The following is a 22,049-nucleotide window of genomic DNA, read 5'->3' as shown; positions in this document are numbered from 1 at the left end:
CAAGCATACTCAGATTAAAAGGTTAGCGGTTTTGTATGCTCAAAATAAAAAAGAGCCTCGGGCTCTTTTTTAACCCAAAGCTAACCAACCTCCCACTAGCACCATTAAACTCCCCGCAATACGATTCATCCACTTAATATTATTGCCTTTGGTTAAAAATAGCCGCAGGCTTTTGCCACCTGTTGCGTAAATCATCATACAGATAAACTCTGAGAGTAAAATAATAGCCACCAGCACCGCTAACTGTGGCGCAACATTGTATTGCACATTAATAAAAGGAGGTAATAAGGAAATCATAAACGCCCAGCCCTTAGGGTTGGCAATGGCGGTTACAAACCCCTGCGAAAATAATGAATATCGGCTCACGGCTGTTGTGTTGTGCGTATCAACCGACATTTTTCCTTTCGCACGCCACATATTAATGCCGATGTAGATTAAATAAGCGCCACCCACCCACTTTAAAATATCAAATGCACTGGGATAATTAAGCATAACACTGGCAACACCGAGCACCGCAGCCACCGCAACACTGGCGACACCTAGCAACTCGCCAATCATCATCCATAAAGTTCGGCGCACACCTATACTCATGCCTAAAGTCATGGCCAGTGTCATACACATACCCGGCGTAATAGACACAAAAAAGAAGGTAGGAATAAATACCGCAAGTGCAGCTACATCAATCATTTAAAGCTCGCAATAGGTTAATAAAATGGTGTTAATTTTGAATGAAAGGGTAAAGGAAAAATACCTATCGGTAAATTAGAAATAACGGCTTCGAGGATCGGGTTAAGAGCACCGAACTTAGCTCGATGCTCTTAGCCCGAGACCCGCAGCTCGAAAGCCCTATTTTTTCTAAGTGCCGTGAGATTAAGAGTGGATCTTCTTGATCTCACGGCATAATACACTACTGAATCGGTTGTTCTTCCATATCAACTGGTTCAACGTTATCACTTAACAAATACTTATCAAGCCACTGCTCTTGCTCCCACAGTACATGTAATAAGCTTTTACGGGCACGGTAACCGTGAGCTTCGTAAGGAAGCATCACTAAACGCGCTTCTTTCCCTAGACCTTTAAGCGCTGCATACATACGTTCACTTTGCATTGGGAAAGTTCCCGAATTCGGGTCTTCTTGACCGTGGATCATTAACATAGGTTCGTTAATTTTTTCAGCATGAAAAAACGGTGACATGTTTGCATACACACTTTGTGCTTGCCAAAAGTCACGCTCTTCACCTTGAAAACCAAACGGTGTTAATGTGCGGTTATACGCACCACTGCGGGCAATACCTGCCTTAAATAAGTCGCTATGCGCTAATAAATTAGCCACCATAAACGCACCGTAAGAGTGCCCTGCAATGGCGATATTATCTTTATCAGCAATGCCTTTTTCAACCAGTACATCAACCGCTGCTTTAGCGCTAGAAACCAGCTGTTTTCTAAAGTGATCATTTGGCTCACTGCCATCAACACCTACAATCGGCATTTTAGGATCGTCAAATACCGCAATTCCTTTAGCTAAATAAGGCATTGGGCCCCAGTAACCTATGTAGGTAAATTCGTATTCTGATTCGCGCACCTGTGAGGCAACCGCTTTATCTTTATATTCAAGTGGATATGCCCACATCAATACAGGTAAAGGCCCTTGTGTTTTGTCATACCCTGGCGGTAAATAAAGCGTACCAGATAGCTCAACGCCGTCATCGCGGGTATAACGTAATTGCTCTTTAGTCACCCCTTTAAATGCTGGATACGGATGCTCAAACTGGGTCAGTTGCGTTAAGCTATCTTTATCTAAATCGCGAATGAAAAAGTTAGGCTGCTGCGTTTTAGATTCACGAATAGTAATAATACGCTTACCTTCATCGTCTAATAAAGCACGCACTCGCTCGTAGTAAGGTGCAGCAGATTGCCAAATTCTTTTAGAGCTGTTTGTTTTTACATCGTATTGATCTAAAAATGGAATATTTCCTTGCTCAGATGCTCCATTACCACGAAGGTAAATGTAACGTCCACCAACGACTTTTATAACACGTGTTCCTAAGTCGTTACGCTCATATATAGCACTACCAGGGTCTTTGTAAGCATCATTGTAACTGCGCTCTGAAAATAGCACACGATTGCTATCAGCATTACGTGGTTGAATTACATAAGTACGCACTTGTCTGTCACTAAAGCGCCAATCACTTAGCATGGCAATGCTGTCATTACCCCACTCTATACCTGCATAACGGCGCTCTACTTTTGCAAACAACTTTGGTTCGCGTTTAAACGGTGCACGTAAACTATAAAGGTAATCATGATGCTCAACCTCAGTTTTCATGTCGCCGCCATCTTGCGCTTCGGCCCAAATAACCTCTGCGCCCTGATCAGCACGCCATTCAAAATTACGACGACCAGTGCGTACACTGTCATACCCTTGAGGAATGTTGTCGGCAAGGGGTTGCTTAGCCAGTTCGACTAAAGCATACCCACGCATTCCCCATATTTGCCATGTAGTTGCAAAACGGCTGTAAGGCACTTGATACGAAAATGGCTCGTCGATGGTCGCGACTAAAATATTGGTTGAATCAGGCGAAATTGAAAACGATTTAAATAAGCCAGCACGACCAATTTGCTGAGCCTTACCATCAAGCGTGATATACGCTAGTTGACCTTGACCATAAAATTTAAACTGTGCTTCATCAAACGGGCTGGTTAATAAGTTTTGATAAGTACGCGCTGGGGCTTTTTCACCGCTACTTTGTTGAATAACTGGTACCGTACTTTGGGTATCATTGGTTAATCTTGGTTTGTCTAAGTTTACCGCTAAATTAGCCACAATTGCTGTGCTATCGGGTAGCCACTTATAAGGTGTAGCGGTTAATACTGAATTAAGTGCAAGCTCATTTAACTGCTTTGCTTGCTTGGTTTTAACGCTATAAACCCAAAGCCGTGCGTTATCCGGTTGTTCAACAATAAACGCTAAATACTTGCTATTTGCTGACCAGCGAGGGGAGCGAATGATCCCCTGTGGCAAATTATTCACGTTAACCACAGTACCACTTTCTACATGCTTAAGTTCTAACGCACTGTATTTGGCACTAACCCGGGAGCGTGAAAAATTAGCTGGGTTGAGCTTTATTCCCGCAAGCTTAAACTCTTCTTTTGCCAGCTCATCTAGTGACACAACACGCTTGCGTTCAAACAAAGCAAGCCACTGTCCATCATTTGATAAAGAGCTAGTAGGGGCTAACTTTGCATCTACAAGTGTAGCAAGTGCAGGTGAAGGGGTTTGATATCCTTGCTCTGCATAACTTGCAGGCAATAAAACAATGCAGCCTATCAAGGCAATTAATAGCCTAAAAGCATTCATGTTTTTATCCTTTTTATTGTTAAATATTACCGGATATATAAACACGTTTTGCACCATTCATAAAGTGTTAAGCTAAGTAATGACTTAAGTAGCCTGAATACGCTAAAATACACGCCTATTTACTCAACGCTAAAATTGGTTGTTTATGTCCATTAATTTGCAGCATTTTAGTTTTTCGAAATCATACTCTGCTTTTTAAATACCGTTACAGCTTTTAAAAATATACCACTGTGTTTGAGTCTGTTTTTCCATCAAATAATTAGAGAATCTAGCCAATGAAAAAAGTGCTGGTAATTGGCTATGTATGGCCAGAGCCCAATTCATCTGCTGCAGGTACGCACATGATGTCGTTACTAAATGCGTTTAGGACGCAAAACTGGGATGTTGAGTTCGCCACGCCCGCACAGCCGACCGAACACATGGTTGACCTTGCCGACTTTGGTATAACCAGCCAAAGCATCGCTCTTAACTGCGATAGTTTTGATGACTATGTTAAAGCTTACAACCCCGATTTAGTGATGTTCGATCGTTTTATGATGGAAGAGCAGTTTGGCTGGCGCGTAGATAAGCATTGTCCTAATGCGCTTAAAATTTTAGACACCGAAGATTTACAATGCCTGCGTAATGCACGCCATGAGGCGCATAAAGGTGAGCGCGAATTCAACCACAGCGATTTACTATCAGACATCGCTAAACGTGAAATAGCCGCTATTTTACGCTGTGATCTCAGCTTAATTATCTCAAGCTATGAGATGGAACTACTCAATGAAGTGTTTAAAGTTGAGCCTAGCGTGTTGCATCACTTACCTTTTATGGTTGATTTAAGTGCCTTACCTGAGCAAACTAAATCGTATCAACAACGCCAACACTTTATGACCATTGGTAATTTTAGACATGCCCCAAACTGGGATGCGGTACTCTATTTACAAAAAATTTGGCCGCTTATCCGCAAACAACTACCGCAGGCAGAATTGCATATTTATGGTTCCTACCCACCGCCAAAAGCCACCGCGCTTAATAATCCTAAAACCGGCTTTTTAATTAAAGGTTGGGCCGATGATGCGTATGAGGTAATGCAAAGTGCGCGTATTTGCTTAGCTCCTTTGCGTTTTGGGGCAGGTATTAAAGGTAAACTTTTAGAAGCCATGATCATGCAAACCCCAAGCATCACCACGCCTATTGGCAGCGAAGGTATGCACAGCACGTTGCCGTGGCCAGGTGTGGTAACAGCAGATGTGCAAGCTTTTGCAGATGCCGCAGTTTTTTTATACAACAACGAGGCTAAATTTAGCGAAGCACAAGCCGCTGGCGGCCTTCTGCTTAATACTCTGTATGACAAAGTACAGTTAAGTGCTCAATTAATTGAAAAAATTGACTCAATAAGCAGTAATTTAGATGCTCACCGGATGAAAAATTTCACGGGTCAAATGCTCAAACACCATACCATGCGCAGCACACAATATATGTCGCAGTGGATAGCAGAAAAAAATAAAAAATAACATTAAAAATCACTAGACAGGCGGCGATTTGTGTTTAAAATCGCCGCAAATAAACTTGGGCAATTTTAGCATTATTGCCTATATTTTTAGCTTAGTTATTTAATAGTTGGTTCAAAACAAATTTGAAAACCGCAACGTTTACTGAAAAACGCAAATTTATCGTTAAATTGGGCAAAATGCTCCATAAATACGGTACCCCTGCCTATCGCTTAGAAGCCCACTTAATGGAAGTGGCGACTTATTTAGATCTTAAATCTTCGTTTGTTATGTCGCCCACGTCGGTTACCTTTGTTATTTGGACCGATGGCCATGAAGATGAATATACCCATGTTGCCCGCGTTGACCCAGGCGATCATGATTTAGGTTCACTTGCCGATACCGACGATTTAGTTAATAAAATGCTCAATGACGAGCTCACGTTGCAAGAGGTTGATCAGCAACTTGATATCATTTTTGATGCCCCAAATCCTTATAACAGAATGCTGACAGGCGTTGCCTTTGCCACCTCTGGTGGCGCATTTGCCATGCTCATGGGCACCAGTTGGAATGACGTCATTTGGTCTGGTTTATTGACCTTTGTTGTATACTTATTTGTATTGTGGTCGGCTCGTTCGAAACGTGTGGCCCATATGCTTGAGCCATTAGTGGCAATAGTGTCGGCTATTCTTGCTTGTGCTATTAGCGTTCATTTAGATGCACACATCAACATTCGATTAATTGTACTTTCTGCCATTATTGTGTTTATACCCGGTTTAGCCCTTGCACTTGGCCTAGCTGAACTTGCAGCCAGACACTTAGTATCGGGCACAGCACGCGTGATGGACTCATTTATGTTGCTGTTTAAGCTTTATTTTGGGGCTTTTATTGGTCTTGCTATTGGCTTTGCGGTCTTTGGGCAAGCCGATTTCGTACAACCTGAGCCGCTACCAAAGTGGACTACATGGCTCGCTATTTTACTTTTGTGTAGTAGCTTAATCGTTATTTTTAGAACAAAGCTTAAACATGCAATGTGGTCTATTGCCTCAGGCTTTATAGCTTATGGCACTAGTATTGGGCCTGCTATTTATTTAGATTTAAATTACACGTTAGGGACCTTTATTGGTGCATTTTCTGTTGGTGTATTTAGCAACTTATTTAACCGTGTTGCTAATGCCCCGGCCTCAATTGTTGCTATGCAAGGCCTAATTGTATTGGTACCAGGGAGCAAAACGTATATTGGTTTAAACTCACTGATTGAAGGCCAAGACTTTGTTTATGCAGATCATATTGGTCAGCAAACGTTTTTAATCTTTATGTCGCTGGTGGCAGGACTTATTTTTGCAAACGTGGCACTACCTCCTAAAAAGAGCTTATAAATGTATGCGCGGTTTAAGTCGCGCTTTCATTAAACGTCCTCTTTTGAGGATTAAACGCATTTTTTAGTATATTGAGAACACCTTGCTATAATGGCTGAAATCTAATAAAGCAAAGGAAATAACAATGCTAAAAACTAGCTTAGCGATAGCAATTGGGCTTTCAAGCTCACTTGCATTTGCGCAATCAGCAATTACAGTTGAAGACATTCCAAAAGTAAAATCAGTAATACAAACAACCGTTAGCCCCGATGGTGACAGTGTTGCATTTACCCGTTCGTTACCTCGCACGCTTTACGTTGACGAAAATGGCAGCAATTACAGTGAGCTTTTCGTTGTTGACGATAAAGGTGTTGAACGTCCTTTTATTACCGGTTCGGTTAATATTAAAAGCCTACAGTGGTCAAACGACAGTAAAACAATTTACTTTTTAGCGAAATTAAAAGACGACAAATATACTTCGCTTTACCAAATACCTGTTGATGGCGGCCAAGCCCAAGCGGTAATGTCATTAAAAGGCACATCTATTTCAAGCTATCAGTTAAGTCCTGATAACAAGCAAGTCGCTATTTTAGCAATGCCAGCTGCTGATAAGTCAGAAAAAGAACTTAAAAAACTTGGCTTTAAAGCAGAAGTATACGAGCTAGGGCTTAAAAACAAGCAGCTTTTTATTGTAGATTTAGCTAAAGCCGACAAGCCGCTTACCCCTACCGCACTCAATGTTGATAACTACGTGAGTGACGTTAATTGGGCTGCGAATGGTGAAAAGCTACTGGTTAAAACTCAACCTACCGCACTGATTGATGATAAATACACAAAATCTATGTGGCACCTGTTTGATATTGCTAGCAACAAAGTTACCTTATCGTTTAAAACTGAAGGTAAGTTAGGCGATGCCGAGCTTTCACATGATGGTAAATACATTGCTATTTTAGGTGCAGAAGATAAGCACGACCCTGCAACTGGTCGCCTATTTATTGCCGATACTAAAACTGCAGAAATCACTGAATGGTTACCTAACTTTATGGGCCACGTTGTTGACTTTGAATGGTCGCATAAATGTAACACCCTTAACTTTATTGCCAATGTTGGCACAGAAAGTTTTGTTGCGAGCATTAAAACCGGCTCTAACAAATACAAGAAGCTAGTAAAAGAAGGCAAATTTATTGCCTCACAGCTAAGTGTTTCTGATTCAGATAAAACCCTAGCACTTCGTGGTAACACGGCAAAACACCCTAACGAAGTCTTTATTGTGCGCAGTAACAAGGCAAAGCGTTTAACTGATTCAAACAGCTGGTTAAACGACAAACGCTTTGCTAAACAAGAAACAATTACGCTTAAAGCGCGTGACGGTGTAGAACTTGATGGTGTACTAGTTTACCCACTCGATTATGAAAAAGGCACACGCTACCCACTAATTATGTCGGTACACGGTGGCCCTGAAAGTCATGATAAAAACGGCTGGGTAACTAACTACTCGCGTCCTGGTCAAATGGGTGCTGCACGTGGTTACGCGGTATTTTACCCTAATTACCGTGGCTCAACAGGTAAAGGCGTAGATTACTCTAAACTAGGTCAAAACGATTACGCAGGTAAAGAGTTTGACGACTTAGTTGATTTTAAAAATCACCTTGTTGATATGGGATTAGTTGATACTAAACGTGTTGGTATTACCGGTGGCTCTTACGGCGGTTATGCATCAGCGTGGGGCGCAACAAAGTTAACTGAGCACTTTGCTGCCAGTGTTATGTTTGTGGGTGTCACTAATCAGCTATCTAAATTTGGTACTACTGATATTTCAAACGAAATGAACCTAGTTCATGCGCGTTCATACCCATGGGATAAATGGCAATGGTACCTAGAGCGCAGCCCAATTTACTGGGCGGGTCAATCTGAAACGCCACTGCTTATTATGCATGGTAAAGACGATCCTCGCGTTCACCCTGCGCAATCTATGGAACTATACCGTTACATGAAAGTGCAAGGTAAAGATGTTCGCCTTGTTTACTACCCAGGCGAAGGCCATGGTAACCGTAAAGTGGCGGCACAGTACGATTACAGCTTGCGTTTAATGCGTTGGATGGACAACTACTTAATGGAAGGCAAAAAAGACATGCCTGCATTTGAAATTGACCATGCGGCTAAATTAAAAGCAGTGAAAGACGCTAACAAATAAGTATTAGCTTAATACCAAAGGCCAACATAAATATGTTGGCCTTTATGTTTGTAATGCCAGGCATGCTTAGTGGCACAGCGCTGCTTATGTTACACTCTGACTAATTATTCTGATAACTGCTAATCACACTATTGCCATGTCAAACCCTGCTAGCTGCTTTACCACTTTTAATGAAAACATAGATAACCTTGCACTGCCTGAGCAGTTTACGTTTCCCTTTTATTATAAACCTCATCCGCTGGCCGTTGCCGCTGCAAAACAATTACAACAACAATTAAAAAAGCTAGATAAGGCTATTTTAGATACAGATGATATTGATGCCGGTAAAATGTTTGGCGTCTTGGTTGTTCAAGATGAGTCGCAACAGCTAGGCTTTATTAGCGCCTATTCGGGGCAAATAGCGGGGATTGATGAGCAACTGCGTTTTGCGCCAAATGTGGCACTTAAACATATAGACGATGCAGAATTTAGTCAGCAAAGCCAAGTGATTAACGACATTAATGCGCAAATTACAGCCTTGCAAAACAGTGATAATTATCAGCAAATTGAGCAACAGTTAGTGACTGCTCGCCAACACTATGAGCAACAACTTATCGCCAAGCAGCAAGCAATGCAAGTAACTCGAAAACAGCGAAAACAGCAACGACAAGTTGCCAGCGAACAACTCAATAATGATGAGTTTGAAAAGCTGAAAAACCAATTAGCTGGGCAGAGTATTGTTGAGAAAAAACAACTACAAGCATTAAAACAACAGTGGCAAACACGCATTGCAGCGCTTGAACAGGCACAACTCACAATAGATGAGGAAATTAACGGATTAAAAAAACGCCGTAAAGTACTCTCTAAAAATTTACAAAAAAAGCTATTCGCTCAGTACCAGTTTTTAAATGCAAACGGCGAAGTGACCGATTTAAACGCCATTTTTGCCAAACTACCCGAGCACACACCGCCTTCAGGTGCGGGAGATTGTGCAGCGCCAAAATTATTACAATATGCCTATAAACATAATTTAAAGCCGCTGGCTATGGCCGAATTTTGGTGGGGCGCGCCGCCTAAATCGGCAATCAGACATCATTTACATTATTACCCTTCGTGCTACAGCAAATGCCAGCCTATTTTAGGGCATATGCTAGAGGGGTTAAATGTTGAAGACAACCCGCTCTTGGTCAACCCTGCACAGGGTAAAGACCTAACGATTGTTTATCAAGACGATGATTTGTTGGTGGTAAATAAACCTGCTGAATTTTTATCTGTGCCAGGCATTAATATTGACGATTCGGTATATATGCGAATCAAAACTCAGCTCCCACACGCTTCGGGGCCACTTATTGTGCACCGATTAGACATGTCGACTTCAGGGCTGTTAATGATTGCGTTAAATAAACGGGTGCATAAAGCACTGCAAAAACAGTTTATAGAGCGTAGTGTAGAAAAGCGTTATGTTGCTTTAGTGGCGGGTAATATTGCTGCTGAGAGTGGCACTATAGAGTTACCTTTAGTGCTTGATTTTGATGATAAGCCACGGCAAATGGTGTGTTACAAAACGGGGAAGCCGTCATTAACAACATGGCAGGTACTGGAACGTAAAAATAATACCACCCGCTTACAACTTTATCCTAAAACAGGACGTACTCATCAATTGCGTGTTCACTGTGCCCACCACTTAGGGTTAAATACACCCATTGTGGGCGACACTCACTACGGTGAAAAGGCAGAACGACTGCATTTGCATGCCGAGTATTTAGCTTTTACCCATCCTATTAGTCATGAACGATTAGAATTTGAAGTAGCCGCTGATTTTTAAATCAGCGCTGCTTTTAGTCGAATCGGATTCCAAAACAGTGCCATTTTTTCATATTGCAAAGTCGGTAACCTTTACAGTTGCAATATAGAAAAATTTACCTGCATTATGCAAAGCCACAATCCAAACAATATAAATAACCATAAAATTCAAGTGTTTAAAAATTGGCATTAGCTTTGCTTTTATCATTGTACGTATTTATTAAAGCACCAGTAAGTGCTTTTAGTCACACACAGTAAATGGCTTGCTAACCGCTTACTGTGCTCAACAGAACTTCCTACACTCCCTGTGTACTTTATTGGTTATAGGCTAACGCTTATAACCATTTTTTTTGCTTATGATTTAACGGTAAATTTTACGTCTTGATCGCGTAATAAATAAAGCGCAAAACACGCAGCCCACATAGGCCATGCCGCAAAAAACAGTAAATTATTAAAGCCATCAATGTACTGATTGTAAGAAGAAAGCGTTGATAGTCCATGCATTATAAAAATAGCACTGTAAGTGATACGTTTTTTAAAACCAACTAAAAATGCTATCACTAACAATAATTGCAGTGCACCTAAAATATAAGCAATAGTATCGGTAGAGAAACTGATCCCATAAAAATGTTCAAAAATACGGGCACTATGCCCCGGATTTACAAATTTATCCAGTGTCCACTAGGGCCTGTTGACCTTTGCAGATTGAAATTTGTTCAAGCTAGGGGCGATTTAATCGCGGCGCGAAGTTTGTAGCCTAGTGGGCTCGATAACTGCTCCTGCGTTATTCTACTGGCTTACATCCATGTAAGAATAAGTAAAAACCGAGCAAAGCTTCCGCGTCCTGCTCACGCCCCTTACCTACATCCATGTAGGCAACAAAGAGTAAATCGCCCCTAGGCAGAACCCTTCGGGCAGCGTCTGTTTGGCATTTGTGCTGCGTTATCGCCTATTTATGGGGAATAACCACACTACATAGGCTCTACCTTGTCTAAAAGCCAAACATACAGCTGCAAATTCAACCTCGAAAGATAAACAGGCCCTTTACATAACTATGAAAACCCCTAAGCGCAGCGATAAAAGTGACCATTGCAAACGAGTTTGAACATCTGTATTGATTGAATCTGTCATAAAATCTCCTTAAAAAAGATATAAATAAACTAATTGGCAAGTAAGACCGTATAATCGTTTTTTTATTTTCAAATAATTAAACCTAAACTAATCTTAAGCTGATTTGTTTAAAGGCACTATTATCTAAGCGCTAAGATAAAAAATAAAAATTTTTAGCAATTGATTGAAAGATATTTTTACCTGTCTTGGTCTTTTGTGTACATCAACATATAAAAATAGAGAAACACGATTTGAAATACACGTATTTAGCTTTAACCCTCGCCCCCCTGTTAAATGTAGCTTTAGCTGCTCAGGCTAATGAAACAGCTAGCTCTGACCCCATTGAGCGAATTGAGGTGGCAGGTCAAGCGCTTAAATCTAAAAACCTCTCTATTAAAAACACCACAGTAAACGGCCCTTTTGGTGATAATTTAGCACTGCAAGACATAGCTCGCTCTGTGACGCCTATCTCTAAAGACTTAATTGAGCAATTAAATATAACAACATTGCACGATGTGCTCGCTGTAAGTCCTAATACATACGCTGCAAGTGGTTTTGGTGCACCAAGCTTGCCGACGATCCGCGGCCAGTTAGGGGAGTTATTTCAAGATGGCACTCGACGTCAAGCAGGTAATAATGGTTTTGGTGTGCCGTTGTCGTTTAATGCGATAGAACAGATAGACGTAGTTAAAGGCGCACCACCTGTATTGTTTGGTTCAAGCCAACGTAACGGTGGCTTTGTAAACTTACACTCTAAGACAGCTTCAACTGATCAGCGTAAAGGCAATGTGAAGGTGTCTGCAGGAAGTTGGGATAAGTATAGCGCCCAAGTAGATTACAACGCACCGATTGTTGAGGATAAAATTGGCTTACGTGTTAGCTATGAGCATATTGATCAGGGTAGTTATTATGACTACTCAGCCACACAAAGTGATAGCTTGTTTGCGGCATTAAAAATTTTACCGGATGACAAAAGCAGTTGGGACATTAACTTTGAACTGTACCAAACAGAATTTACCGATAACGCTGGTATAAACCGCCCTACCCAAGCGCTTATCGATCATAATCTTTACATTACTGGTCAAGGGTTACAAGCGAATGGCAGCACAGTTCCTAGCGCAGGCTCTATTATATCGCCTACAGGGCAAGTAAAAATAGATACCAGCCGTGTGCTTACCGACCCTGATAATCTCAATCAAGCAACCACTTATTTAGTTCATAGTATTTATAAGCGCGCACTGTCTGATGTGATGTCGATTAAAAACATTAGTTACTTTCAGCATTTGCAGCGCGAAGAAATAGCACAAAATAGTTTTGTTGAAATAATTGATGGCGCCGATACCGCACAAAACCGTACTGAACTCACGTATCAATGGAGCGATGAGCAGCAAACCTTATTCGCTGTTGATGTACGTTACAATAAAGTCTTGGGTTACAGCCAATTTACCACCGAAGCCGATACGCCTATTGATTTAACCGGCCCACTTTCAAACCGCCGCATTCCATTAACTGATGCACAAAAGGCACGTTTGGTAGAGCTGCGCCCAGGTGTATATGTATCCCCTGGTGGTCAGTACGATATTAACAATGATGGCAGTGGTGATTTTAACTTATCAGACACTACAGATTCACGCTCATGGCAAACCGGCATTGCCATTCAACAAGACTCACAGTGGACTGACAGCTTACGTACTAGTGCTGGTTATCGTGTTGATTACTATGACGTAGAAGCAAATGACCCGATTGCACCTCAAGGGCAAATAGCCGCTAGTGATAGCATTAACGATACACTGCAATCAGCGCAGCTGAGCATTAATTACTCAGTAAATGACGATTTAACCACTTATGCGGCAGCAAGTTATAACGAAGCCACCTCTAACAGCATGGCCGGCGGTAATACGTTAGGTGGTGACAATACAATTAGCGCACAAAATTTTGCTACGGAAAATACTTTAGTCGAGTTTGGCGTGAAATATGCGCCAACACAAAGCGACTGGTATGCAGATGCTGCTGTATTTAGCCAACGCCGCAGCTTACGTAATCGCGATGGTAGCAATACTGGCATTCGTACAACCGGATTTGAAAGCCAAGTATTTTACGACGCTTACCCTTACTGGATAAGCGCAGGCTACAGTTATATTGATGCCCGTTATGATAACTCTGCGACAGGCCAAGACTCAGCTCAAATAGCCGATGCGTTTGATAATTCGCGTCCCGATATTATTGCGGGTAACAGCATTGGTGCACCAAGTTACACAGCTTTTGCTCCCTCAAACCGTCAAGTACAAGGGATCCCAGAGCAATCGTTAAGCTTAAACGCTAACTATACAATAACTTCTCAGTGGCAGGCTGGATTTTCTGCCCTGTATACTAAAAGCTACCCATTGGACTTTTTGGCTACCGTATACATTCGCGATCAGCACACCTTAAATGTTAATACCAGCTATGCGTTTACCTCAGCAACTAAATTGAGGCTTGATGTAAATAATATTACCGATCAGCAAAACTGGCGCCCTGTATTTGAAGGTGGCTATTTTGGCGCGACACTCGCGTTCCCAGAATTACCAATTAACGCTAAGCTTACGCTTACCCATCAATTTTAAACCGTTTGAGAGATAACATGTTAAAAAAACTAAGTTTGTTATTACTGGCGGCGATAGGTGTCGGCTTATTCTTTTTTTATGACCTAAACCAGCTTCTTACCCTTGACGGGCTAAAAGGGTCAATGGCGCAATTTGATCAGTACAAAGCTCAATCACCGTTTTTGGTGATCGGGGGTTTCTTTTTACTTTATATATTAGTGACCGCGCTATCACTGCCCGGTGCAGCCATTTTAACGCTAGCCGCTGGTGCATTATTTGGTTTGGCTCAAGGCCTATTAGTTGCCTCGTTTGCCTCAAGCATTGGTGCTACGTTGGCATTTTTAGTGTCACGTTATTTATTGCGCGATACCATAAAAAAACGCTTTCCTGAACGTTTAGCCGCTATAGATACTGGGGTTGAAAAAGAAGGTGCATTTTACCTATTTACGCTGCGCTTAGTGCCTGTTTTTCCGTTCTTTTTAATTAATTTATTAATGGGTTTAACCGCTATCAAGTCATGGACTTTTTACTGGGTAAGCCAAATCGGGATGCTGGCGGGTACCTTTGTATTTGTTAACGCTGGTACTCAATTAGCACAAATAGATAGCTTATCGGGTATTTTATCGCTGGATTTAATTTTGTCGTTTGCGTTATTAGGGGTATTCCCGTTAATTGCAAAAAGCCTAATAAATGCAATAAAAAAGCGCCGTGTTTATAAAAACTACACTAAACCCAAAACATACGACCGCAACATGATTGTTATTGGTGCGGGCGCAGGCGGCTTAGTCACCAGCTATATTGCAGCAGCAGTTAAAGCCAAAGTAACTTTAATTGAAGCCGGCGAAATGGGCGGCGACTGCTTAAACACTGGCTGTGTACCTAGTAAAGCTATTATTAAAAGTGCAAAAGTAGCCCAGCAAATGCGCCAAGCTGAAAAATATGGGCTACAAAGCACGACACCGCAGTTTTCGTTTAAAAAAATAATGGCACGTGTACAGCAAGTGATTGCCGATATAGCCCCACACGACAGTGTTGAGCGCTACACAAACTTAGGCGTAGAAGTAATTAAAGGCTACGCCAAACTTATCGACCCGTGGACTGTAGAAATTAAGCTTAACGATGGCGGCACGCAAACGTTAACCGCCCGTACTATTGTTATTGCCACTGGCGCACGCCCATTTGTACCGCTACTGCCTGGTATTGAAGAAACCGGATATGTCACCAGCGATACATTATGGACTAAATTTGCTGAGCTTGAAGAAGCCCCTAAAAAGCTTGTTGTACTTGGCGGTGGTCCAATTGGGTGCGAATTGGCACAAAGTTTTGCCCGTTTAGGCTCAAATGTTACGCAAATTGAAATGAGCGAGCGCATTATGATCAAAGAAGACTTAGAAGTGTCTACCTTTGCTCACGAAGCGCTGACAGAAAATGGCGTAAACATTTTAACCTCGCATCAGGCACTACGCTGTGAAGCGCGCGACGGTAAAAAATTCATTGTGGTAAAACATAACGATACCGAAATCGATATTGAATACGATGAACTACTATGTGCTGTTGGCCGAAGCGCTCGCCTTAAAGGTTACGGCCTTGAAGAACTTGGCATAGAAACTAACCGCACTATAGTTACTAACGAATACCTTGAAACGCTTTACCCTAACATTTTTGCCGCGGGCGATATTGTAGGGCCGTATCAGTTTACGCACGTAGCCGCTCATCAGGGTTGGTACGCAGCAGTAAATGGCTTATTTGGTAATCTTAAAAAGTTTAAAGTAGATTACCGTGTAATCCCGTGGACTACATTTATTGACCCTGAAGTAGCACGTGTTGGCTTAAACGAGCAAGACGCTATTGATAAAGGCATAGATTATGAAATCACTCGCTTTGAATTTGAAGAGCTAGACCGCGCCATTACCGAGAGCGCTAACAACGGTTTTATTAAAGTGATCACCCCTAAAGGTAAAGACAAAATCCTCGGTGTCACTGTGGTATCTGAGCACGCTGGCGATTTAATTGCTGAATTTGTACTGGCAATGAAACACGGTTTAGGGCTTAACAAAATATTAGGCACCATTCATAGCTACCCAACATGGGCCGAAGGTAATAAATACGCAGCAGGTGAGTGGAAACGTGCTCACGCACCTGAAAAAGTACTAAACATACTGGAAAAATACCATGCCTGGCGCAGAGGCTAATATGTTTAAAACACCTTTAAAAGCGCTATTGTTAGGGTCTGTTTTGCTTGCAACATCCTTTGCAAGCAAAGCTCAAAACATGCATGACAACTGGAATGCATTATTAAACAAGCATGTTGTAGCTATTAATCATGGTCACAGCACTGAGGTTGATTACACAGCAATAAAAGCTAAGCGCAGCGAACTTAAAGCCTATTTAGATTCGCTATCGGCTGTTACGCAAAATGAGTTTGATAAATGGGAAAAACCTAAGCAGCTGGCGTTTTTAATCAACGCGTATAACGCCTTTACTGTTGAGCTAATATTAACAAAATACCCAAGTCTAAAATCAATTAAAGATTTAGGCAGTTTTTTTAGCTCACCGTGGAGCAAAGAGTTTGTGCCATTACTTGGTAAAACTCGCAGCCTTGATGATATAGAGCATGGTTTAATACGTGGCAGTGGTAAATACAATGATCCACGTATTCACTTTGCTGTAAATTGCGCAAGTATTGGCTGCCCAGCACTACGTGAAGAAGCCTACACAGCCACTGATTTAGAAAGCCAATTGCAAGAGCAAACGGTACGTTTTTTATCAGACATGACTCGTAATATAGCGCAACAGAACACGCTAAGTGTGTCTTCAATATTTAAGTGGTACGGCGATGATTTTGAACAAGGCTTTAAAGGCGCTAATACGCTACAGCAGTTTTTTATGCAATATCCTAAAGCACTAAAGCTGACACCCGCTCAGCAAAAAGCGCTTAAAAATAACAACATGAAAGTTAAGTTTTTAGACTACAACTGGGATTTAAATGCTCGCCAGTAAATTTTGGCAAACATTATCGCGATACAGCTTATTCTGTGTCGCCTTTTGCATTTTCCTTATTATTAGCTTTAAAAGCCTAGCAAGTACACAATTACAAAGCCGTTGGCAACAAGTTGAAAGCTCAGGTAAAGACCAAAGCGTATATTTTTATGCGTGGGGCGGTGATGCGCAAATAAATGCCTATATTCAATGGGCTGTGAAACAAGTAAAAGCTAAATATAATATTGAGTTAGTGCATGTAAAACTCAGCGACACCAGCGAGGCCGTTAGCCGCGTACTCGCTGAAAAATCAGCAAATAATCACACCCAAGGCAGTGTCGATTTAATTTGGATAAACGGTGCTAACTTTGCCACCATGAGCGAGCACTCATTATTACTTAAACAATGGGCTAATAAGCTGCCTAACTTTAGCTATACCGACCCTAGCAATAACCCTGCGGTTAATTTTGATTTTGGAATACCCACTAATGGAATGGAAGCACCTTGGGGCCAAGCATCGCTCACCTTTTACTACGACAGTTTAGCAATTGACGGCACTGCAAATAACACACTACCAACAACCCTAAACCAATTACTTAGCTGGAGCGCACAAAACCCAGGGCGTTTTAGTTACCCCAAACCCCCTGACTTTTTAGGAATGAGCTTTTTAAAATATGCGCTTGTTGTGCTTCATCAACAAAGTGATGAAACGCTTAAAGCGCAATTAAATCAGCCTGCTACAGTGCAAAACACAGCCCAAGTATTAAACCCATTATGGGACTTTTTAAATCAACTGCACCCAACACTTTGGCGCGATGGCAGCCATTTTATGCAAAGTGGCGCACAAATGCGGCGCTTAATAGGCGACACCGAGCTAAGCATAGCGTTTACGTTTTCAGCGCCCGAAGTACCCGCCGCCGTTAAACGTTATGATTTACCAAAAAGTATAAGAAGTTATGCAATGCAAGATGGCAGTTTAAGTAACACTCACTTCGTCGCTATTCCTTATAATGCAAGCCATGCACAAAGTGCACAATTAGTAGCTAATTTTTTATTAAGCCCAGAGGCGCAAGCTCAAAAACAAAAAGCGCCTATATGGGGCGATAAAAGTGTATTGATTCAATCTACATTGAGCCAAGAGCAGCAAGCCTTGTTTAAAACGGTGGAACCGCATCCAAGCGCGTTACCCTTAAATAGCATTAAACGCACGCTTAGCGAGCCACACCCAAGCTGGGTAAACGCTATTATGCAAGGTTGGCAAGCGCGTTTTGGAGTAAGCCAATGAGTGTTGTTTCAAATAAGTTAGCAGCAAGCCCAACGCTTAAACCACACAAAAGCGCCGATATGTTTAGTAAATTAGTTAAATTAAGCCCACGTTTTTTACTGGCATTGCTAATTTTGCCGGTAATAGGTGGCCTAATTAGCGTGCTATTGCCCGCTTTTGGTTATGCACCAGTACTTGAGCATACAACACTTGGCCTGCATGGCTTTACTATGCTTATGCAAACACCCGGCCTAACACACATGGTTATGCTAAGTGTTGGCACCGGATTAATAAGTACCTTACTTGCCTTTATCATTACGTTAATGATTTTAGCGGCATTTTTTAATAGCCCGTGGCTTAACCGTATTCAGCGTTTACTAAGTCCCATACTCGTAATCCCCCACGCAGCAGCCGCTATAGCCGTTGGTTTTTTAATTGCTCCTTCGGGTATGATCTCGCGTTTAGTATCGCCTTGGTTTAGTGGATGGGAACTTGCCCCTAACGGCATGTTTCCGCATGACGCGTTTGGTATAAGTATAATTTTAGGCTTAACCCTTAAAGAGCTGCCTTTTTTACTGTTAATGGCGCTAGGTGTGCTTGCCCAACCTGAGCTTGGCAAAAAACTGCGCCAACAACATAAAGTAGCGCTTAATTTAGGCTACTGCCCTATGACTGCTTTTTTTAAAGTGATTCTGCCAAGCCTTTACCCATTACTGCGCCTACCGATTTTAGCCGTATTGGCTTATGCCAGCGCAAGTGTAGAAATGCCACTTATTTTGGGGCCAAATACTCCACCCACATTGGCTGTAGCCATTATGCATTGGTTTAACGACGTAGATTTAAACCTGCGTATTAAAGCCTCTGCGGGGGCATTATTGCAGCTTGTACTTACTGGGGGGTTACTAGCTCTTTGGCTTGGCGGCGAAAAAACTATAAAAGCATTATTTAGTGATTTACTAACCAATGGCGAGCGAGAATATGGCGGTGTTTATTGGCAAAAAATAACGACCGCATTAACAGTATTTGTAATTGGCTTTATTTTGCTCTCGTTAATTGGCTTAATTATGTGGTCGGTTGCCGGATTTTGGCGTTTTCCGGCGGCATTGCCCGATCAGCTCACGCTACTTCACTTTAAAAGTGCGCTAATGCAAATGCAAAGCCCGCTTTATAATACCCTTGCTATAGGGCTAGTTACTACGTTATTTGCCATTATTATTACCCTTTTGTGCTTAGAGTCAGAGCAGTTAAGTGCAAAACCCATGTCGCGCTTTACCAGCTTAATTATTTATTTACCGTTGCTTGTACCAAGTATTGCGTTTTTATTTGGCCTAGTGTGGCTGCAACAATTAGTAAATAACCAGGCCGCGTTTTTTAATGTGGTATTTACCCATTTATTGTTTGTACTGCCGTATGTGTTTTTATCGCTTGCGAGCAGTTATAGGCGATTAGACCCTCGTTTTGCTCATGTAGCAGCAAGCCTTGGCGCAACACCCTGCAAAGTGTTTTTACAAGTAAAATTACCCCAGTTATTTGCCCCTATTTTAATTGCGGCCGCACTTGGTTTGGCCATTAGCTTTGGCCAATATTTGCCTACACTTTTAGCCGGTGGCGGGCGCATAGCAACCATAACAAGCGAAGCGGTCACCCTTGCTAATGGCGCAAGTAGGCGCACCAGTGCAGTGTATGCCATTATGCAAATGGCATTACCACTCATTGGCTTTATACTGGCGTGGGTTTTACCTAAGTACTTTTTAAAAGCGCACATCGCTAACCCATAAATTAAAAGGTTTTTAATGCAGTCATCTTTAGAGATTAAAAATTGTGAGCTTTATCGTCAACACGAGCAATTACTAAGCTTAAACGAGCAGGTAAAAGGCGGCGAAATACTCACTATTATGGGGCCATCAGGCAGTGGTAAATCAAGCTTTTTAAATTGGCTTACGGGTACATTACCCAGTGGTTTTAGCGCAAACGGCGAAGTGTGGCTTAACGGTAAAAACATTAATAACTTACCCGCACATTTACGCCACATAGGCGTGCTTTATCAAGATGCGTTATTATTTTCGCATTTATCGGTAAGCGGTAACATTGCCTTTGCTATGCCTAAAGGCAATAAAAAACGGCGCCTTGAAAAAATAGAGCACGCCCTTGAACAGGTAGGATTAAAAGGCATGGCTAATCGCCACCCCGACAACCTCTCTGGTGGACAACAAGCCCGCGTTGCTTTATTGCGTATGCTATTAAGCGAGCCAAAAGCTATTTTACTTGATGAGCCCTTTAGCAAGCTCGACACCCAATTAAGAGTAGATACGCGCGAGCTAGTATTTAGCCAAATACGCGAGCATAAATTGCCCGCTATTATGGTAACCCACGATCATAGCGATGCAGAGGCCGCAAACGGCAAACTGATCACCTTAAATTTAGCCAAATAAACGCACAAAAAGTACAAGGCACCAAGCATGTTAGACAAATACATCACCCCAATAATAAAGCCACTGTTAACCCCCGTTGTAGCGTTAATGCACAAGCGCGGCATAACGCCCGACCAACTTACTGTGGCAGGCTTTTTAATAGGGCTATTAGCAGTGCCATTAATTGCGTATGAAATGTGGTACGCAGCGTTAACGGCTATTGCTTTAAATCGTATTTTAGATGGGCTAGATGGCGCATTGGCACGCCATGCAAATTTAAGTTCAAGCGCTGGCGGTTTTTTAGATATTACCCTCGATTTTTTATTTTACGCGGCAATTCCGCTTGGCTTTATTTTGGTAAACCCCGAGCAAAACGCCATTGCAGGTAGCGTATTACTGGCCACCTTTATAGGCACAGGCTCAAGCTTTTTAGCCTTTGCCATAGCCGCCGAAAAATTTAAGCTCGAAAAACCCCAGTTTAAATACAAAAGTTTTTACTATTTAAATGGTTTAACCGAAGGCACAGAAACCATAGCGCTATTTATTGCCTTTTGTATTTGGCCGCAGCACTTTGCCATAATGGCGAGTATTTTTGCCACTGCGTGCGCTATTACTATTTTTACACGTATACATGGAGGATATAACACGTTAAAACTCCGAGAAGCTGATGAGGTTACACAAGCCAATGAGTAATGAAATTTGGTGGCGTTTAGGGTTCTTTTTTAGCATTTTGGTTATTATGATGCTGCTAGAATCGCGTATGCCTGCGCGTAAATCGCCTATAAAAAGTAACACCCGATGGTTCGCTAATTTTGGACTGGTGTTTGCTTCATCACTAATTGCTCGCTTAAGTGTACCCATAGGCTTAACTGCCGTAGCGCTTTATAACCAAGAGCACGGTATCGGTTTATTTAATCAAATAGCCACACCAAGTAGTGTTGCTATTATTTTAAGCATGCTACTGCTTGATATACTTATATATTGGCAGCATAGGTTATTTCATAACGTGCCAATTTTGTGGCGTTTGCATCGTGTGCACCACGCCGATGCGCATGTAGATACCAGCACAGGTTTGCGTTTTCACCCTATCGAAATTGTACTCAGCATACTTATAAAATTGATTGCCGTTACCGCTTTGGGTGTACCTGCTATTGCAGTATTAATATTTGAAATTGCACTTAATGGATTAGCGCTATTTAACCACGCCAATATACGTTTACACAATGCAATAGAAAAACCACTTCGGCTTATCTTAATGACTCAAATACTGCATCGTATTCATCATAGCCAAAATCCCGAAGAAACAAATAGTAACTTTGGCTTTAGCGTAACTTGGTGGGATAGACTTTTTGGCAGCTACAAAACCAGCGCCACATTATCAGATAATAAACTAAACATCGGCTTAGCCCAATATCCCGACCCAAAACAAAACGCGTCCTTGTGGTATTTGTTAACGTTACCATTTAAAAAGTAGCAACTAGCCTAAACTAAGCAGAGAAATGGGCCTATTTCAGCTTAGTTTGTTACATTATCTAA

The 22,049-nt window shown here is 41.8% G+C and carries 14 protein-coding genes and 1 pseudogene; 12 read left to right on the top strand and 3 right to left on the bottom strand.

Annotation, left to right across the window (positions count from 1 at the left end; genetic code table 11):
* Positions 1–69: 69 nt before the first annotated feature.
* Both AB8618_RS18865 and AB8618_RS18860 read right to left on the bottom strand, forming a co-directional pair.
* The gene (locus AB8618_RS18865; protein ID WP_413403013.1) at positions 70–687 is read right to left on the bottom strand and encodes a LysE family translocator; all 618 of its coding nucleotides are present in this window, start codon (positions 685–687) and stop codon (positions 70–72) included.
* 220 nt (positions 688–907) lie between these two features.
* The gene (locus AB8618_RS18860) at positions 908–3,358 is read right to left on the bottom strand and encodes a S9 family peptidase (protein ID WP_413403011.1); all 2,451 of its coding nucleotides are present in this window, start codon (positions 3,356–3,358) and stop codon (positions 908–910) included.
* A 275-nt stretch (positions 3,359–3,633) separates the two neighbouring features.
* Between AB8618_RS18860 and AB8618_RS18855 the strand changes: the two genes are divergently transcribed.
* The 4 genes from AB8618_RS18855 to AB8618_RS18840 all read left to right on the top strand — a co-directional run bounded on the left by AB8618_RS18855 (position 3,634) and on the right by AB8618_RS18840 (position 10,189).
* The gene (locus AB8618_RS18855) at positions 3,634–4,857 is read left to right on the top strand and encodes a glycosyltransferase (RefSeq protein ID WP_413403009.1); all 1,224 of its coding nucleotides are present in this window, start codon (positions 3,634–3,636) and stop codon (positions 4,855–4,857) included.
* Positions 4,858–4,979: 122 nt separating this feature from the next.
* Complete coding sequence (locus tag AB8618_RS18850; RefSeq protein ID WP_413403007.1) at positions 4,980–6,212, top strand: threonine/serine ThrE exporter family protein; 1,233 nt, start codon at positions 4,980–4,982, stop codon at positions 6,210–6,212.
* A 124-nt stretch (positions 6,213–6,336) separates the two neighbouring features.
* Positions 6,337–8,385, top strand: coding sequence for a S9 family peptidase (locus AB8618_RS18845; protein ID WP_409425725.1), 2,049 nt, complete (start codon positions 6,337–6,339; stop codon positions 8,383–8,385).
* Positions 8,386–8,521: 136 nt separating this feature from the next.
* A complete protein-coding gene (locus tag AB8618_RS18840; protein ID WP_413403005.1) occupies positions 8,522–10,189 on the top strand; it encodes a pseudouridine synthase in 1,668 nt (555 codons plus the stop codon).
* Positions 10,190–10,521: 332 nt separating this feature from the next.
* Here AB8618_RS18840 and AB8618_RS18835 read toward each other — a convergent pair.
* Positions 10,522–10,848: pseudogene (locus tag AB8618_RS18835) on the bottom strand (hypothetical protein); the annotation flags it as partial.
* A gap of 680 nt (positions 10,849–11,528) precedes the next feature.
* Here AB8618_RS18835 and AB8618_RS18830 point away from each other — a divergent pair.
* From AB8618_RS18830 to AB8618_RS18795, 8 genes are read left to right on the top strand one after another with little or no spacing between them, the layout of a single operon-like run.
* A complete protein-coding gene (locus AB8618_RS18830) occupies positions 11,529–13,880 on the top strand; it encodes a TonB-dependent receptor (protein ID WP_413403003.1) in 2,352 nt (783 codons plus the stop codon).
* A gap of 17 nt (positions 13,881–13,897) precedes the next feature.
* Positions 13,898–16,051, top strand: coding sequence for an FAD-dependent oxidoreductase (locus tag AB8618_RS18825; protein ID WP_413403001.1), 2,154 nt, complete (start codon positions 13,898–13,900; stop codon positions 16,049–16,051).
* 1 nt (position 16,052) lies between these two features.
* On the top strand, positions 16,053–16,859 hold the full coding sequence (locus AB8618_RS18820; protein WP_413402999.1) for a DUF547 domain-containing protein: 807 nt from the start codon (positions 16,053–16,055) through the stop codon (positions 16,857–16,859).
* Positions 16,846–18,123 (top strand): ABC transporter substrate-binding protein, encoded by a 1,278-nt coding sequence (locus AB8618_RS18815; RefSeq protein WP_413402997.1) that lies wholly within the window; start codon positions 16,846–16,848, stop codon positions 18,121–18,123. The genes AB8618_RS18820 and AB8618_RS18815 overlap by 14 nt, the downstream gene beginning before the upstream one ends.
* Positions 18,120–19,880, top strand: coding sequence for an ABC transporter permease (locus AB8618_RS18810; protein WP_418157360.1), 1,761 nt, complete (start codon positions 18,120–18,122; stop codon positions 19,878–19,880). The genes AB8618_RS18815 and AB8618_RS18810 overlap by 4 nt, the downstream gene beginning before the upstream one ends.
* Before the next feature lie 15 nt (positions 19,881–19,895).
* Positions 19,896–20,534, top strand: coding sequence for an ATP-binding cassette domain-containing protein (locus AB8618_RS18805; RefSeq protein WP_178956894.1), 639 nt, complete (start codon positions 19,896–19,898; stop codon positions 20,532–20,534).
* A 27-nt stretch (positions 20,535–20,561) separates the two neighbouring features.
* The gene (locus tag AB8618_RS18800) at positions 20,562–21,206 is read left to right on the top strand and encodes a CDP-alcohol phosphatidyltransferase family protein (protein ID WP_413402993.1); all 645 of its coding nucleotides are present in this window, start codon (positions 20,562–20,564) and stop codon (positions 21,204–21,206) included.
* On the top strand, positions 21,199–21,987 hold the full coding sequence (locus AB8618_RS18795) for a sterol desaturase family protein (protein WP_178956896.1): 789 nt from the start codon (positions 21,199–21,201) through the stop codon (positions 21,985–21,987). Before AB8618_RS18800 ends, AB8618_RS18795 begins: the two co-directional genes overlap by 8 nt.
* The last annotated feature ends 62 nt before the right edge of the window (positions 21,988–22,049 follow it).

It is taken from the genome of Pseudoalteromonas sp. RW-H-Ap-1, from assembly GCF_048318575.1.
GTDB lineage: Bacteria > Pseudomonadota > Gammaproteobacteria > Enterobacterales > Alteromonadaceae > Pseudoalteromonas.
Note: the sequence above shows the minus strand (reverse complement) of the source record. Positions and strands in the feature narration are given on the sequence as shown.

What these genes read in the sequence shown, in the direction of transcription:
- AB8618_RS18840 (WP_413403005.1), top strand. Translation starts at nt 8,522, where the DNA reads ATGTCAAACCCTGCTAGCTGCTTTACCACTTTTAATGAAAACATAGAT.
- AB8618_RS18845 (WP_409425725.1), top strand. Translation starts at nt 6,337, where the DNA reads ATGCTAAAAACTAGCTTAGCGATAGCAATTGGGCTTTCAAGCTCACTT.
- AB8618_RS18800 (WP_413402993.1), top strand. Translation starts at nt 20,562, where the DNA reads ATGTTAGACAAATACATCACCCCAATAATAAAGCCACTGTTAACCCCC.
- AB8618_RS18860 (WP_413403011.1), bottom strand. Translation starts at nt 3,358, where the DNA reads ATGAATGCTTTTAGGCTATTAATTGCCTTGATAGGCTGCATTGTTTTA.
- AB8618_RS18795 (WP_178956896.1), top strand. Translation starts at nt 21,199, where the DNA reads ATGAGTAATGAAATTTGGTGGCGTTTAGGGTTCTTTTTTAGCATTTTG.
- AB8618_RS18855 (WP_413403009.1), top strand. Translation starts at nt 3,634, where the DNA reads ATGAAAAAAGTGCTGGTAATTGGCTATGTATGGCCAGAGCCCAATTCA.
- AB8618_RS18825 (WP_413403001.1), top strand. Translation starts at nt 13,898, where the DNA reads ATGTTAAAAAAACTAAGTTTGTTATTACTGGCGGCGATAGGTGTCGGC.
- AB8618_RS18815 (WP_413402997.1), top strand. Translation starts at nt 16,846, where the DNA reads ATGCTCGCCAGTAAATTTTGGCAAACATTATCGCGATACAGCTTATTC.
- AB8618_RS18805 (WP_178956894.1), top strand. Translation starts at nt 19,896, where the DNA reads ATGCAGTCATCTTTAGAGATTAAAAATTGTGAGCTTTATCGTCAACAC.
- AB8618_RS18865 (WP_413403013.1), bottom strand. Translation starts at nt 687, where the DNA reads ATGATTGATGTAGCTGCACTTGCGGTATTTATTCCTACCTTCTTTTTT.
- AB8618_RS18820 (WP_413402999.1), top strand. Translation starts at nt 16,053, where the DNA reads ATGTTTAAAACACCTTTAAAAGCGCTATTGTTAGGGTCTGTTTTGCTT.
- AB8618_RS18810 (WP_418157360.1), top strand. Translation starts at nt 18,120, where the DNA reads ATGAGTGTTGTTTCAAATAAGTTAGCAGCAAGCCCAACGCTTAAACCA.